The sequence below is a fragment of the Enterobacter sp. HK169 genome, assembly GCF_001719105.1.
Classification (GTDB): domain Bacteria; phylum Pseudomonadota; class Gammaproteobacteria; order Enterobacterales; family Enterobacteriaceae; genus Enterobacter; species Enterobacter asburiae_B.
In genome coordinates, this window is sequence record NZ_CP017087.1 from 1,385,790 (window position 1) to 1,401,420 (window position 15,631).

At 59.1% G+C, this 15,631-nt stretch carries 10 protein-coding genes; 8 read left to right on the plus strand and 2 right to left on the minus strand.

From position 1 onward, the window contains the following. The first annotated feature begins 147 nt into the window (after positions 1-147). From EnteroDNA1_RS06660 to baeR, 6 genes are read left to right on the plus strand one after another with little or no spacing between them, the layout of a single operon-like run. Positions 148-1,350, plus strand: a complete 1,203-nt coding sequence (locus EnteroDNA1_RS06660; RefSeq protein ID WP_069303066.1) for an MdtA/MuxA family multidrug efflux RND transporter periplasmic adaptor subunit — start codon at positions 148-150, stop codon at positions 1,348-1,350. After that, complete coding sequence (locus EnteroDNA1_RS06665; RefSeq protein ID WP_069303067.1) at positions 1,350-4,472, plus strand: MdtB/MuxB family multidrug efflux RND transporter permease subunit; 3,123 nt, start codon at positions 1,350-1,352, stop codon at positions 4,470-4,472. Before EnteroDNA1_RS06660 ends, EnteroDNA1_RS06665 begins: the two co-directional genes overlap by 1 nt. Next, positions 4,473-7,550: a multidrug efflux RND transporter permease subunit MdtC gene (gene mdtC, locus EnteroDNA1_RS06670; protein WP_047647327.1), complete on the plus strand. Its 3,078-nt coding sequence runs from the start codon at positions 4,473-4,475 to the stop codon at positions 7,548-7,550. Further along, the gene (locus EnteroDNA1_RS06675) at positions 7,551-8,966 is read left to right on the plus strand and encodes an MFS transporter (RefSeq protein ID WP_069303068.1); all 1,416 of its coding nucleotides are present in this window, start codon (positions 7,551-7,553) and stop codon (positions 8,964-8,966) included. It abuts the gene before it with no gap. Further along, positions 8,963-10,366 carry a two-component system sensor histidine kinase BaeS gene (gene baeS / locus EnteroDNA1_RS06680; protein WP_069303069.1) on the plus strand — a complete coding sequence of 468 codons (1,404 nt, stop codon included), beginning with the start codon at positions 8,963-8,965 and terminating at the stop codon, positions 10,364-10,366. Before EnteroDNA1_RS06675 ends, baeS begins: the two co-directional genes overlap by 4 nt. Further along, entirely contained in the window at positions 10,363-11,085 is a 723-nt protein-coding gene (gene baeR / locus EnteroDNA1_RS06685; RefSeq protein ID WP_023312418.1) for a two-component system response regulator BaeR, read from the plus strand. Before baeS ends, baeR begins: the two co-directional genes overlap by 4 nt. 55 nt (positions 11,086-11,140) lie before the next feature. Here baeR and EnteroDNA1_RS06690 read toward each other — a convergent pair whose 3' ends face one another. Beyond that, positions 11,141-12,142, minus strand: a complete 1,002-nt coding sequence (locus EnteroDNA1_RS06690; RefSeq protein WP_048976170.1) for a hypothetical protein — start codon at positions 12,140-12,142, stop codon at positions 11,141-11,143. 419 nt (positions 12,143-12,561) lie between these two features. Between EnteroDNA1_RS06690 and trhP the strand changes: the two genes are divergently transcribed. Next, positions 12,562-13,923: a prephenate-dependent tRNA uridine(34) hydroxylase TrhP gene (gene trhP, locus EnteroDNA1_RS06695; RefSeq protein WP_023312421.1), complete on the plus strand. Its 1,362-nt coding sequence runs from the start codon at positions 12,562-12,564 to the stop codon at positions 13,921-13,923. Between the two features lie 161 nt (positions 13,924-14,084). Here the strand turns inward: trhP and EnteroDNA1_RS06700 are convergent, their stop codons facing one another. Continuing rightward, positions 14,085-14,585 (minus strand): DUF523 domain-containing protein, encoded by a 501-nt coding sequence (locus EnteroDNA1_RS06700; protein WP_064672814.1) that lies wholly within the window; start codon positions 14,583-14,585, stop codon positions 14,085-14,087. 141 nt (positions 14,586-14,726) lie between these two features. On the opposite strand from EnteroDNA1_RS06700, the gene yegS reads away from it, so the two are divergent. Further along, complete coding sequence (yegS, locus tag EnteroDNA1_RS06705; RefSeq protein ID WP_033145995.1) at positions 14,727-15,626, plus strand: lipid kinase YegS; 900 nt, start codon at positions 14,727-14,729, stop codon at positions 15,624-15,626. Positions 15,627-15,631 lie beyond the last annotated feature (5 nt).

Consider the following 15,631-nt stretch of genomic DNA (forward strand, 5'->3'; position numbering starts at 1 on the left):
CCGGGTAAGCGAAGCGCCACCCGGCTAAAAAGATCGCCACACTCAGACCATTCCTGACAGTCTTCCATATTTCCTCCATTTTTCCGCTGTGTTAGCTGACTAAACTAGTATCATTCCCCGAAGTCTTCAGGATGAGAACGTATAACGATGAAAGGCAGTAACAAATCCCGCTGGGCAATCGCCGCTGGCATCATTGTGGTGGTCCTTGCCGCCGCCTGGTACTGGCACAGTCAATCCGCGAACTCCGCAGCCCCCGCCGGTGCCAATAGTCAGGCACAGCGCCCGGCAGGCGGAGGGCGTCACGGCATGCGCGGCGGCGCGCTGGCGCCGGTACAGGCGGCGACGGCAGTGAATAAAGCCGTTCCTCGCTACCTTACCGGTCTCGGAACCATTACCGCCGCCAACACCGTGACGGTGCGCAGCCGCGTCGACGGTCAGCTGATGGCCATTCACTTCCAGGAAGGTCAGCAGGTTAAAGCGGGCGATCTGCTGGCGGAAATCGACCCGAGCCAGTTTAAGGTCGCCCTCGCCCAGGCGCAGGGGCAGCTCGCGAAGGACAAAGCCACGCTCGCCAACGCCCGTCGCGATTTGGCCCGCTACCAGCAGCTGGTGAAAACCAACCTCGTGTCTCGTCAGGAGCTGGACACCCAGCAGTCGCTGGTCAGCGAAACGCAGGGTACCATCAAAGCCGACGAGGCCGCCGTCGCCAGCGCACAGCTGCAGCTGGACTGGAGCCGCATCACCGCGCCGATTGACGGACGCGTGGGCCTGAAGCAGGTCGATATCGGCAACCAGATCTCCAGCGGCGACACCACGGGCATCGTGGTGATCACCCAGACTCACCCGATTGATTTAGTCTTTACCCTGCCGGAAAGCGAAATCGCGACCGTGGTGCAGGCGCAAAAAGCCGGTAAAGGTCTGGTGGTGGAAGCCTGGGACCGCAGCAACAGGCAGAAGCTGAGCGAAGGTTCCCTGCTCAGCCTGGATAACCAGATCGACACCACCACCGGCACCATCAAGCTGAAGGCGCGCTTTAACAATCAGGACGATGCCCTCTTCCCGAACCAGTTCGTCAACGCGCGCATGCTGGTCGCCACCGAAGAGAACGCGGTGGTGATCCCAACGGCTGCCCTGCAGATGGGTAACGAAGGTAACTTCGTCTGGGTACTTAACAGCGACAATAAGGTCAGCAAGCACCTGGTGAAAACCGGTATCCAGGACAGCCAGACGGTGGTCATCGCCGCCGGCCTTTCCGCAGGCGACCGCGTGGTCACCGACGGCATTGACCGTCTGACCGAAGGGGCTAAAGTGGAAGTGGTTGAACCTGCGAAACAGGGAGAGAAATCCTGATGCAGGTTATGCCCCCAGGCTCTACAGGCGGGCCGTCACGCCTGTTTATCCTCCGTCCTGTCGCCACCACGCTGCTGATGGTGGCGATCCTGCTCGCCGGGATTATCGGCTATCGCTTCCTGCCCGTGTCGGCGCTACCGGAGGTGGATTACCCAACGATTCAGGTTGTCACACTCTATCCCGGCGCCAGCCCGGACGTGGTGACGTCCGCCATTACCGCGCCGCTGGAGCGCCAGTTTGGGCAGATGTCTGGGCTAAAACAGATGTCCTCCCAGAGTTCCGGCGGGGCATCCGTCGTGACGCTGCAGTTCCAGCTGACGCTGTCGCTGGACGTCGCCGAGCAGGAAGTACAGGCCGCCATCAACGCCGCCACCAACCTGCTGCCGTCCGACCTGCCTAACCCGCCGGTCTACAGCAAGGTGAACCCGGCGGATCCGCCGATCATGACGCTGGCCGTCACCTCCTCCGCCATGCCGATGACCCAGGTCGAAGACATGGTCGAAACGCGCGTGGCGCAGAAAATTTCTCAGGTCTCCGGCGTCGGCCTCGTCACGCTGGCGGGCGGCCAGCGCCCCGCCGTACGCGTGAAGCTTAACGCGCAGGCGATTGCCGCGCTGGGGCTGACCAGCGAAACCATCCGCACCGCCATCAGCAGCGCCAACGTTAACTCGGCAAAAGGCTCGCTGGACGGTCCCACCCGCGCCGTGACGCTCTCTGCCAACGATCAGATGCAGTCCGCCGATGAATACCGTCAGCTGATTATTGCTTACCAGAACGGCGCCCCGGTGCGTCTGGGCGACGTGGCGACCGTGGAGCAAGGCGCGGAAAACAGCTGGCTCGGCGCCTGGGCCAACAGGCAGCAGGCGATCGTGATGAACGTGCAGCGCCAGCCGGGCGCTAACATCATCGAAACCGCCGACAGCATCCGCACCATGCTGCCGCAGCTGATCGAAAGCCTGCCGAAATCGGTCAGCGTGAAGGTGCTTTCCGACCGTACCACGAACATTCGCGCGTCGGTCACCGACACCCAGTTTGAGCTGATGCTGGCGATTGCGCTGGTGGTCATGATCATCTATCTGTTCCTGCGTAACGTCCCGGCAACCATTATTCCCGCCGTCGCCGTGCCGCTCTCGCTGGTCGGAACCTTTGCGGTGATGGTGTTCCTCGATTTTTCGATTAACAACCTGACGCTGATGGCGCTCACCATCGCCACCGGGTTCGTGGTGGATGACGCCATCGTCGTTATCGAGAACATTTCGCGCTATATCGAGAAAGGCGAAAAGCCGCTGTCGGCCGCGCTGAAGGGCGCGGGCGAAATCGGCTTTACCATTATCTCGCTGACCTTCTCGCTGATTGCGGTGCTGATCCCGCTGCTGTTTATGGGCGATATCGTCGGGCGTCTGTTCCGCGAGTTTGCCGTGACGCTGGCGGTCGCCATTTTGATCTCCGCCGTGGTGTCGCTGACCCTGACGCCAATGATGTGCGCCCGCATGCTGAGCCACGAGTCCCTTCGCAAGCAAAACCGCTTCTCGCGCGCCTCCGAGCGCATGTTCGAGCGGATTATTGCCGCCTACGGACGCGTGCTGGCGAAAGTCCTGAACCATCCGTGGGCCACGCTCGGCGTGGCGCTGGGAACCCTGGCGCTCAGCGTGATGCTGTGGATTTTCATTCCGAAAGGCTTCTTCCCGATTCAGGACAACGGCATTATTCAGGGCACGCTTCAGGCCCCGCAGTCGGTCTCCTTCGCCAGTATGGCCCAGCGCCAGCAGCAGGTGTCCGAAATCATCATGAAGGATCCGGCGGTCGAGAGTCTGACCTCCTACGTGGGCGTCGACGGCACCAACCCGTCGCTCAACAGCGCGCGTCTGCAGATCAACCTCAAGCCGCTGGATGAACGCGACGATCGCGTCAACGCCGTCATTGAGCGTCTGCAAAACGCCGTCGCGCGGGTGCCGGGCGTTGAGCTTTACCTGCAGCCGATTCAGGATTTGACCATTGATACCCAGGTCAGCCGCACGCAGTACCAGTTCACGCTGCAGGCCACCTCGCTGGACGCGCTCAGCACCTGGGTGCCGCAGCTGGTGAATAAGCTTAACACCCTGCCGCAGCTCGCCGACGTCAGCAGCGACTGGCAGGACAAAGGGCTGGCGGCATACGTGAACGTCAACCGCGATACCGCCAGCCGCCTGGGCATTACCATGTCGGATGTGGACAACGCCCTGTACAACGCCTTTGGTCAGCGCCTGATCTCCACCATCTACACCCAGGCCAACCAGTATCGCGTGGTGCTGGAGCACAACACGGAGAATACGCCCGGCCTGGCGGGGCTCGACTCGGTGCGCCTGACCAGCAAAGACGGCGGCATTGTGCCGCTGAGCGCTATCGCCACGGTGGAAGAACGCTATACCCCGCTGTCGATTAACCATCTGGATCAGTTCCCGTCCACCACCATCTCCTTCAACGTGCCGGACAATTATTCTCTCGGCGAAGCGGTGGAGGCCATTCAGGCTGCTGAAAAAGAGCTCAGCTTCCCGTCCGATATTCAGACCCAGTTCCAGGGCAGCACGCTGGCGTTTCAGGCCGCGCTGGGTAACACCATCTGGCTTATCGTCGCGGCGGTCGTGGCGATGTACATCGTGCTCGGCGTGCTGTACGAAAGCTTTATCCACCCGATCACCATCCTCTCTACCCTGCCGACGGCGGGCGTGGGGGCGCTGCTGGCACTGATGCTGGCGGGCAGCGAGCTGGACGTCATTGCCATCATCGGCATTATCCTGCTTATCGGGATCGTGAAGAAAAACGCCATCATGATGATCGACTTCGCCCTGGCCGCCGAGCGCGAGCAGGGCATGTCGCCGCGCGACGCCATCTTCCAGGCCTGTCTGCTGCGTTTCCGCCCGATCCTGATGACCACGCTGGCCGCCCTGCTGGGCGCGCTGCCGCTGATGCTCAGCACCGGCGTCGGCGCGGAGCTGCGCCGTCCGCTGGGTATCGGCATGGTCGGCGGTCTGCTGGTAAGCCAGGTGCTCACGCTCTTCACTACGCCGGTTATCTACCTGCTGTTTGACCGCCTGGCGCTGTGGACCAAAAGCCGCTTCCCGAAACGTGAAGAGGAGGCATAAGTGAAGTTTTTCGCCCTCTTCATTTATCGCCCGGTGGCGACGATTTTAATCTCGCTCGCCATTACCCTCTGCGGCGTGCTGGGCTTCCGGCTGCTGCCGGTAGCGCCTCTGCCGCAGGTGGATTTCCCGGTGATCATGGTCAGCGCCTCGCTGCCGGGCGCGTCACCGGAGACCATGGCCTCGTCGGTTGCCACGCCGCTGGAGCGCTCGCTCGGGCGGATTGCGGGGGTCAACGAGATGACCTCCAGCAGCTCGCTGGGCAGCACGCGCATCATTCTGGAGTTCAGCTTCGACCGGGATATTAACGGTGCGGCGCGCGACGTGCAGGCGGCCATCAACGCCGCACAAAGCCTGCTGCCGAGCGGGATGCCGAGCCGCCCAACCTACCGCAAGGCCAACCCGTCCGATGCGCCGATCATGATCCTGACGCTGACCTCGGATACGTATTCGCAGGGGCAGCTTTACGACTTTGCGTCTACCCAGCTGGCGCAGACAATCTCACAAATTAACGGCGTCGGTGACGTGAGCGTCGGCGGGAGCTCCCTGCCCGCCGTGCGCGTCGGCCTAAACCCGCAGGCGCTGTTCAACCAGGGCGTGTCGCTGGATGACGTGCGCTCCGCCATCAGCACGGCCAACGTCCGCAAACCGCAGGGGGCGATTGAGGACGGTAGCCACCGCTGGCAAATCCACACCAACGACGAGCTGAAAACCGCCGCGGAATATCAGCCGCTCATTATTCACTACAACAACGGCGCGGCGGTGCGCTTGAGCGACGTCGCCAGCGTCACCGACTCGGTGCAGGACGTGCGTAACGCCGGGATGACCAACGCGAAACCGGCCATTCTGCTGATGATCCGCAAGCTGCCGGAAGCGAACATTATTGAGACGGTGAACAGCATTCGCGCCCGTCTTCCGGACCTGCAGGAGACCATCCCGGCAGCAATCGATCTGCAAATTGCCCAGGATCGCTCCCCGACCATTCGCGCCTCGCTTGAAGAGGTGGAGCAAACGCTGATTATCTCCGTCGCGCTGGTGATCCTGGTGGTCTTCCTGTTCCTGCGATCCGGTCGCGCGACGCTTATCCCGGCGGTGGCCGTGCCGGTCTCGCTGATCGGTACCTTTGCCGCCATGTACCTGTGCGGGTTTAGCCTCAACAACCTGTCGCTGATGGCCCTGACGATAGCGACGGGCTTCGTGGTGGATGACGCCATCGTGGTGCTGGAAAACATTTCCCGCCACCTGGAAGCGGGCGTGAAGCCGCTGCAGGCCGCGCTGCAGGGCACGCGCGAGGTGGGCTTTACGGTGCTCTCCATGAGCCTGTCGCTGGTGGCGGTATTCCTGCCGCTGCTGCTGATGGGCGGGCTGCCGGGCCGGCTGCTGCGCGAGTTCGCCGTCACCCTCTCCGTCGCCATCGGGATTTCGCTGGTTATCTCCCTTACGCTGACGCCAATGATGTGCGGCTGGATGCTCAAGCGCAGCAAGCCCCATTCGCAGCCGCGCCGCAAAGGCTTTGGTCGCCTCCTGATGGCGATGCAGGAAGGCTACGGCAAATCGCTGAAGTGGGTGCTGAACCATACCCGGCTGGTCGGCCTGGTGCTGATCGGCACCATCGTGCTCAACGTCTGGATGTACATCACCATCCCGAAAACCTTCTTCCCCGAGCAGGACACCGGCGTGCTGATGGGGGGGATTCAGGCGGACCAGAGCATTTCGTTCCAGGCGATGCGCGGCAAGCTGCAGGACTTTATGAAGATCATTCGTGAAGACAAAGCCGTGGATAACGTCACCGGCTTTACCGGCGGGTCACGCGTTAACAGCGGGATGATGTTTATTACCCTGAAACCGCGCGGCGAGCGCAACGAAACCGCCCAGCAGGTGATTGACCGCCTGCGGGTGAAGCTCGCCAAAGAGCCGGGGGCAAACCTGTTTTTGATGGCCGTTCAGGACATCCGCGTCGGCGGCCGTCAGGCGAACGCCAGCTATCAGTACACGTTGCTCTCGGACGATTTAGCCGCCCTGCGCGAGTGGGAGCCGAAGATCCGCAAGGCGCTGGCCGCCCTGCCGGAGCTGGCGGACGTCAACTCCGATCAGCAGGACAACGGCGCCGAGATGGCCCTGACCTACGACCGCGAAACCATGTCGCGGCTGGGCATTAACGTTGAAGCCGCCAACAGCCTGCTGAACAACGCCTTCGGCCAGCGCGAGATCTCCACCATCTACCAGCCGATGAACCAGTACAAGGTGGTGATGGAAGTTGATCCGCGCTACACCCAGGACATCAGCGCTCTGGACAAAATGTTTGTGATTAACAACGACGGCAAGGCGATTCCGCTCTCCTACTTTGCCAGCTGGCAGCCTGCCAACGCGCCGCTGTCGGTGAACCATCAGGGGCTGTCGGCGGCGTCGACCATCTCCTTTAACCTGCCCGCCGGTTCGTCGCTTTCTGAAGCCAGCGACGCAATCAACCGCGCGATGACGCAGCTTGGCGTGCCGTCCACCGTGCGCGGCAGCTTTGCCGGCACCGCGCAGGTGTTCCAGGAGACGATGAACTCGCAGGTGATTTTGATTCTGGCCGCCATCGCCACGGTTTATATTGTGCTGGGCGTGCTGTACGAGAGCTACGTTCACCCGCTGACCATTCTCTCGACGCTGCCGTCGGCGGGCGTGGGGGCGCTGCTGGCGCTGGAGCTGTTCGGCGCGCCGTTCAGCCTGATCGCGCTCATTGGGATCATGCTGTTGATCGGCATCGTGAAGAAAAACGCGATCATGATGGTGGATTTCGCCCTGGACGCCCAGCGCAACGGCAATCTGTCGCCGGAAGAGGCCATCTTCCAGGCCTGCCTGCTGCGTTTTCGTCCGATCATGATGACCACCCTGGCGGCGCTGTTTGGCGCACTGCCGCTGGTTATCTCGGGCGGCGACGGCTCAGAGCTGCGCCAGCCGCTGGGGATCACCATCGTCGGCGGCCTGGTCATGAGCCAGCTGCTAACGCTGTACACCACGCCGGTGGTCTATCTGTTCTTCGACCGCCTGCGGCTGCGCTTTTCGCGTAAAAACAGAACCACGGTGACCGAGTAAATGACCGATCTTCCCGCTAACGTTCGCTGGCAGCTTTGGATAGTCGCTTTCGGCTTCTTTATGCAGTCGCTGGATACGACCATCGTCAACACCGCCCTCCCCTCCATGGCGAAAAGCCTGGGGGAGAGCCCGCTGCATATGCATATGGTGATTGTCTCCTACGTGCTGACGGTGGCCGTCATGCTGCCAGCCAGCGGCTGGCTGGCGGACAAAGTGGGCGTGCGCAATATCTTCTTTACCGCCATCGTGCTGTTTACCACCGGCTCGCTGTTTTGCGCCCAGGCCAACACCCTCGACCAGCTGGTGATGGCACGCGTGCTGCAGGGCGTCGGCGGGGCGATGATGGTGCCCGTCGGGCGGCTAACGGTGATGAAGATCGTGCCGCGCGAGCAGTACATGGCGGCGATGACCTTTGTGACCCTGCCCGGTCAGGTGGGTCCGCTGCTGGGCCCGGCGCTCGGCGGCATTCTGGTGGAGTACGCCTCCTGGCACTGGATCTTCTTAATCAATCTTCCTGTTGGCATCATCGGCGCCATCGCCACCCTGACGCTGATGCCGAACTACAAAATGCAGACGCGGCGCTTTGATTTCTTCGGCTTTATCCTGCTGGCGGCGGGCATGGCCACGCTGACCCTGGCGCTCGACGGGCAAAAGGGGCTCGGCATTTCGCCCCTGACGCTGGGGATGCTGGTCGTTATCGGCATCACCGCCATTCTGTGGTATCTGCGGCATGCCAGAGGTAACGATAAGGCGCTGTTCAGCCTGAGCTTGTTTAAAAACCCCACCTATCGCCTTGGCCTGTTTGGCAGCTTCGCCGGGCGCGTCGGCAGCGGCATGCTGCCGTTTATGACGCCCGTTTTCCTGCAAATCGGAATGGGATTTTCGCCGTTCCACGCGGGCCTGATGATGATCCCGATGGTGCTCGGCAGCATGGGAATGAAGCGCATCGTGGTGCAGGTGGTGAACCGCTTTGGCTATCGTCACGTGCTGGTGACCGCCACGCTGGGGCTTGCGCTGGTGAGCCTGCTGTTTATGGCCGTGGCGCTGATGGGCTGGTACTACGTTCTGCCGCTGGTGCTGTTCTGCCAGGGGATCGTCAACTCCATGCGCTTCTCGTCGATGAATACCCTGACGCTGAAGGATCTGCCGGACGATCTGGCGAGCAGCGGCAATAGCCTGCTGTCGATGATCATGCAGCTCTCAATGAGCGTCGGGGTGACCATCGCGGGTTTACTGCTCGGCATGTACGGCCAGCACCATCTCAGCGTCGACACGCCGGTGGCGCATCAGGTCTTTTTGTATACCTATCTCAGCATGGCGGTCATCATCGCCCTGCCCGCTTTCATCTTCGCCAGAGTGCCGGATGATACCAGCAAGAACGTCGTGATTAGGCGCGGCAAAAGGAGTGGCTCATGAAATTCTGGCGTCCGGGCATTACCGGCAAGCTCTTCTTGGCGATATTTGCCACCTGTATCGTCCTGCTGATCACCATGCACTGGGCGGTGCGGATTAGCTTCGAGCGCGGTTTTATTGATTACATCAAGCATGGCAATGAACAGCGTTTACAGGGCTTAAGCGATGCGCTGAGTGAACAGTACGCCCAGCACGGCAACTGGCGTTTTCTGCGCAATAACGACCGCTTTATTTTCCAGATCCTGCGCTCGCTGGAGCACGATACCGGTGACGATCGCCCGGGGCCGGGCATGCCGCCGCACGGCTGGCGCACCCAGTTCTGGGTGATTGACCAGGACATGCGCACGCTGGTGGGTCCGCGTGCGCCGATCCCGCCGGACGGCACCCGTCGTGCAATCAAAGTCAACAATGCGACGGTCGGCTGGGTTATCGCCTCCCCGGTGGAGCGTCTGACGCGCAACACCGACATCAACTTTGACCGTCAGCAGCGCCGGACAAGCTGGCTGATTGTCGCCCTCTCCACCCTGCTCGCCGCGCTCGCCACCTTCCCGCTGGCGCGCGGTCTGCTCGCCCCGGTGAAAAGACTGGTGGAAGGCACGCACAAGCTGGCCGCCGGGGATTTTACCACCCGCGTCGATACCCGCAGCCAGGACGAACTGGGCAAGCTGGCGCAGGATTTTAACCAGCTTGCCAGCACGCTGGAGAAGAACCAGCAGATGCGCCGCGACTTTATGGCCGATATCTCCCACGAGCTGCGCACGCCGCTGGCGGTGCTGCGCGGCGAGCTGGAGGCCATCCAGGACGGCGTGCGCCAGTTTACGCCTGAATCGGTGGCCTCTCTGCAGGCGGAGGTGGGCACGCTCACCAAGCTGGTGGACGATCTCCACCAGCTCTCCATGTCCGATGAAGGCGCGCTGGCCTACCAGAAGGCGCCAGTGGACGTGATTAACATTCTGGAAGTGATCAGCGGCGCCTTCCGCGAGCGGTTTGCCAGCCGCAACCTGAAAATCGATCTCTCCCTGCCGGACAGCGCGGTGGTGTTTGGCGACAAAGACCGGCTGATGCAGCTGTTCAATAACCTGCTGGAAAACAGCCTGCGCTACACCGACAGCGGCGGCGGGCTGCATATCTCCGGCAGGCAGGAAAACGGGCGCTTTGCCCTCACCTTCGCGGACTCCGCCCCCGGCGTGCAGGACGCGCAGCTGGAAAAACTGTTTGAACGTTTCTACCGTACCGAAGGCTCCCGTAACCGCGCCAGCGGCGGTTCCGGACTGGGGCTGGCGATTTGCGTTAACATCGTCGAGGCGCATAATGGCACGATCCGCGCCGCCCATTCGCCTTTTGGCGGGGTTAGCATTACAGTAGAGTTACCTCTGGAACGGGATTTATCGAGAGAAGTATGACCGAGTTACCGATTGACGAAAACACGCCGCGCATTTTGATTGTGGAAGACGAGCCGAAGCTTGGGCAGCTGCTGATCGACTATTTACGTGCGGCCAGCTACGCTCCATCGCTGATAAGCCACGGCGACCAGGTGCTGCCATACGTGCGCCAGACCCCGCCGGATCTGATCCTGCTGGATTTGATGCTGCCGGGCGTTGACGGTCTGACCCTGTGCCGGGAAATTCGTCGCTTCTCCGACGTGCCGATCGTCATGGTCACCGCCAAAATTGAAGAGATTGACCGCCTGCTGGGGCTCGAAATTGGTGCGGACGATTACATCTGCAAACCCTACAGCCCGCGTGAAGTGGTCGCCCGCGTGAAAACCATTCTTCGCCGCTGCAGGCCGCAGCGCGAGCTTCAGGTGCTCGATGCCGAAAGCCCGCTAATTGTCGACGAAAGCCGCTTCCAGGCGAGCTGGCGCAGCAAGCTGCTGGACCTGACGCCTGCGGAGTTCCGCCTGCTGAAAACCCTCTCCCACGAGCCGGGAAAAGTGTTCTCCCGCGAGCAGCTGCTGAACCACCTGTATGACGATTACCGCGTCGTGACCGACCGCACCATCGACAGCCACATCAAAAACCTGCGCCGCAAGCTGGAGGCGCTAGACGCCGAGCAGTCGTTTATCCGCGCGGTGTATGGCGTGGGGTATCGCTGGGAAGCGGATGCGTGCAGGATAATGTGAGAATATTGCCCCGCAGCACTGCGGGGCAGAGACTCCAGACATTAAAACTGTGGCCTTACCAGGAACGAAAAGGTGTAGCATAAGCAAAAAGTCGCGCTAATACATCGCGACGCTCGGTGCCAGTTATCATCGCCAGGAAAGCGAAGCTAATAACGTTCAAATCTTGCTGAGAAGGATGTTTATGCATTTTCTTCAAAATAGCATTAACCTTTTTATCATCAAAAAAACTCCAGATAGCCAAAAGTGCCCATCGTTTCCCGGCGGATAAATTTATTATATCGTCTGAAGTATCCCAGTCCGGTGGTAATTCATTAATATTGCTTACACTGTTAATACCGGCAGCAGGGATAATGAAATAATCTGAAAACATATGAACGGCATCTTTCCATGCCTGCAAGAACATAGGTTCATGGATATCATTCATCGCCTTCTCATTTGCATACTGTGCAGCTAAATTAGCATTACAGGCGTAGACCCGTGGCTCGTAGTCACTATAAACATCCGGGACTATCCAACCTGAAGAATGACGCACTGCGTCACAGGATGTGAAGGTGGGCAGTAGAGCAATAAATTGTGGTAATATATTTTGTACTGAACGAGGAAAAAAACGCTTTGCTAACTGAAAGCCCGCATGATTTTCCAGTAATAAGGTTTCAATATCCTCTGAATTATAAATCTGGTACAAAATCCCTTTTTTAGCTTTCAGTCGCTCCAGTTTTTGCTCAAGTCCGGACGATGCAATGGTGGAATAAAATCCAACAAACTCATCACATTCAAATTCAGCAAGTCTGTCCTGAATGTCCTCTTCATCACTGCGACCAACGGACTTTTTAGAAGGAGCGTAGTGTTTGCAGCTAACAAGTTTGGCAATTCGACATCCGGCAATATCAAACTCAACCCGTATATCTATGCCACCATCCGCCCCCCGGCTTGGGCCTTTAGTTACAATCCCTCCCAAAATTTTTTCCATGAATATTTTTGCGAACTTCTCAAATTGGTCGCTATCTGCAGTATCTGCGCTTGCAGAAGCAAGTTCACAGAAATCCAGCCTCGCCATACTCTTCCCCTGACAAATGGTAACGGTTCATAAACAGATTCCGTCTTTTTCTCTTCATTAATCAAGCTACGTATTCAGATAGGTTCCTGAACAGACGACTTGATGACGCTCAAAAGTTATACACGATCTCAATATCAGTTAGTTTTCCTGTATCTGGTTGATTCGAATTAAGCAAAAGCAATGACGTTCAGTCCACGCTTGTACTGAAAGCGGGAAACGGCATTGCCTCGGTCTTTCAAGCCAGATGGTAAAGACAATACCTAAAAATATGCGTACACGCCGGATGGGCGGTGATACGACTCGACGCTTTACCTCCCTGCCCCGCGGCGCTACAATGCCCGCCCTTAAAGTGGGGGATCTCCCCTTACCGCTGCACCTGGTGCACGCGGATCTGACCTGTCATCAGAACGAGAACAAACATGTTTAAACCGGAACTCCTTTCCCCGGCGGGAACGCTGCAAAATATGCGTTACGCTTTCGCCTATGGTGCCGACGCCGTTTATGCGGGCCAGCCGCGCTACTCGCTGCGCGTGCGCAACAACGAATTCAACCACGAGAACCTGCAGCTCGGCATCAACGAAGCGCATGCCCTGGGCAAAAAATTCTACGTGGTCGTGAACATCGCGCCGCACAACGCCAAGCTGAAAACGTTTATCCGCGACCTGAAGCCGGTGGTGGATATGGGGCCGGACGCGCTGATCATGTCGGACCCGGGTTTAATCATGCTGGTTCGGGAGAATTTCCCGGAGATGGATATTCACCTCTCCGTACAGGCTAACGCCGTCAACTGGGCAACGGTGAAATTCTGGAAGCAGATGGGGCTGACCCGCGTCATCCTGTCCCGCGAGCTTTCTTTGGAAGAGATCGAAGAGATCCGCACCCAGGTGCCGGATATGGAAATCGAAATCTTCGTTCACGGCGCGCTGTGCATGGCCTACTCCGGCCGCTGCCTGCTCTCCGGCTATATCAACAAGCGCGACCCGAACCAGGGCACCTGCACCAACGCCTGCCGCTGGGAATATAACGTCCAGGAAGGCAAAGAGGATGACGTCGGTAATATCGTGCACAAGCACGAGCCTATTCCGGTAACCAACGTTGAGCCGACGCTGGGCATCGGCGCGCCAACCGACAGCGTGTTTATGATTGAAGAAGCCAAACGTCCGGGCGAGTACATGACCGCCTTTGAAGACGAGCACGGCACCTACATCATGAACTCGAAAGATCTGCGCGCCATCGCCCACGTCGAGCGTCTGACGCAGATGGGCGTGCACTCCCTGAAGATCGAAGGCCGCACCAAATCCTATTACTACTGCGCGCGTACCGCACAGGTGTACCGCAAAGCCATCGACGATGCGGCGGCCGGTAAACCGTTCGATACCAGCCTGCTGGAAACCCTGGAAGGCCTGGCGCACCGCGGCTATACCGAGGGCTTCCTGCGTCGTCATACTCACGATGACTACCAGAACTACGAGCACGGCTACTCCGTTTCCGAGCGCCAGCAGTTTGTCGGTGACTTTACCGGCGAGCGCAAAGGCGCGCTGGCGGCCGTCGCGGTGAAAAACAAGTTCACCAAAGGCGACAGCCTGGAGCTGATGACCCCGCAGGGCAACATGAACTTTACGCTGGAGCATCTGGAAAACGGCAAAGGCGAGGCGATTGACGTGGCGCCGGGCGACGGGCATACCGTATGGCTGCCGGTTCCGGAAGAGGTGGAGCTGAAGTTTGCGCTGCTGATGCGTAACTTCAACGGTGAAAGCACCCGAAACCCGCACGGCAAATAGTTAATCAGGGAAATTTTTTCGCGCTGGGATAATTCTTAGAATCGGATCACATACCGCTTCGTTCAATACGGGTATTATCCCCCCGCTGAAAAACATAACCCATAAATGCTAGCTGTACCAGGAACCACCTCCTTAGCCTGCGTAATCTCCCTTACGCGGGCTTATTTTTTGCCTTCTCTCTCCTCAATCCAGGCAATAAGCTCGTCGATTTGCCCCTCAGAGAACACGGTTATCCCATGCTCTGCGAGCAACGATGCAGCCACACCCCTCCCCGCTTTATGGATCCCGCGAAAAGATCCGTCATAAATAAACTGACTGCCGCACGTGGGGCTGCCATCGGTTAATAGCGCTGCGCTACACCCCGACTCCTGAGCAGCGCGTAGCGCGAGCCAGGCTGCAAGCTGATACTGCTCAGTCACATCCTGCCCTGTATTTTCACTAATTCTGGCTTGCCCGTGCATTACGTCTTTGCCATCAGCGGACATAATCTCTGCCGGAGGACGAGGGACAGGCATCCCGGCCGCAAGTTCAGGGCAGTGGATCACCAGACGCTTTTCCTGCTGCCAGCGAGCGAGCAGCTCGTTCATTCGCGCTTTTTCACTTCCGTTATAACGAACCTTAAAGCCCATCAGGCACGCGCTTACCAAAATTTTATTCATCATCACTTTCCTGTGATTACGTTACTATCATCGCTGGAGTGTAACGCGCTTTCGGGCATATTTTGTTCCTTTCATCCTGTTCTTACCCGCTTTTTTCCTCTCTGCTATACACTCTTACTAACGCTAAAAAAGGGAGCAGCGCGGATGGCAACCTATCCAGACAGTTTATTGATTCTCAATGGCAAAAGCGCGGGCAACGATCTGTTGCGTCAGGCAATTCAGGGTTTGCGCGATGACGGCGCGCGCATTCACGTCAGGGTGACGTGGGAAAAAGGCGACGCGGCACGCTATATCAATGAAGCCCTCGGGCTTGGCGTCAGCACCATCATTTCCGGCGGCGGCGATGGCACCATCAATGAGATTGCGTCAGCGCTTATCGACCTGCCCCCGGCAAACCGGCCGGTGATGGGTATTTTACCGCTCGGCACCGCCAATGATTTTGCCACCAGCGCCGGGATCCCGGAAGAGCTGGAGAAAGCGCTCCAGCTGGCGATCCTCGGCAAGGCCACCGCTGTGGATATTGCGCAGGTGAATGATAAAACCTGCTTTATCAATATGGCGACGGGCGGGTTTGGCACGCGCATCACCAGCGAAACGCCGGAAAAGCTGAAGGCGGCGCTGGGCGGCGTGTCATACCTGATCCACGGCCTGATGCGCATGGACACCCTCAAGCCTGACCGCTGCGAAATTCGCGGCGAGGATTTTCAGTGGCAGGGTGATGCGCTGGTGATTGGGATTGGCAACGGGCGTCAGGCGGGCGGCGGACAGCAGCTCTGCCCGGAGGCGCTGATCAATGACGGTCAGCTCCAGCTGCGTATTTTCACGGGCGACGGCCTGCTGCCCGCGCTGTTTACCACGCTGACGCAGCCGGAAGAGAGTCCAAATATCATCGCCGGGAAATCGGCGTGGTTTGAAGTGAATGCGCCGCACGGGATGACCTTTAACCTCGACGGAGAGCCGCTGAGCGGAACGCAGTTCCGCATTGAGGTGTTGCCCGGCGCGCTGCAGTGCCGGCTACCGCCGGACTGCGTGCTTTTGCGCTGATGTAT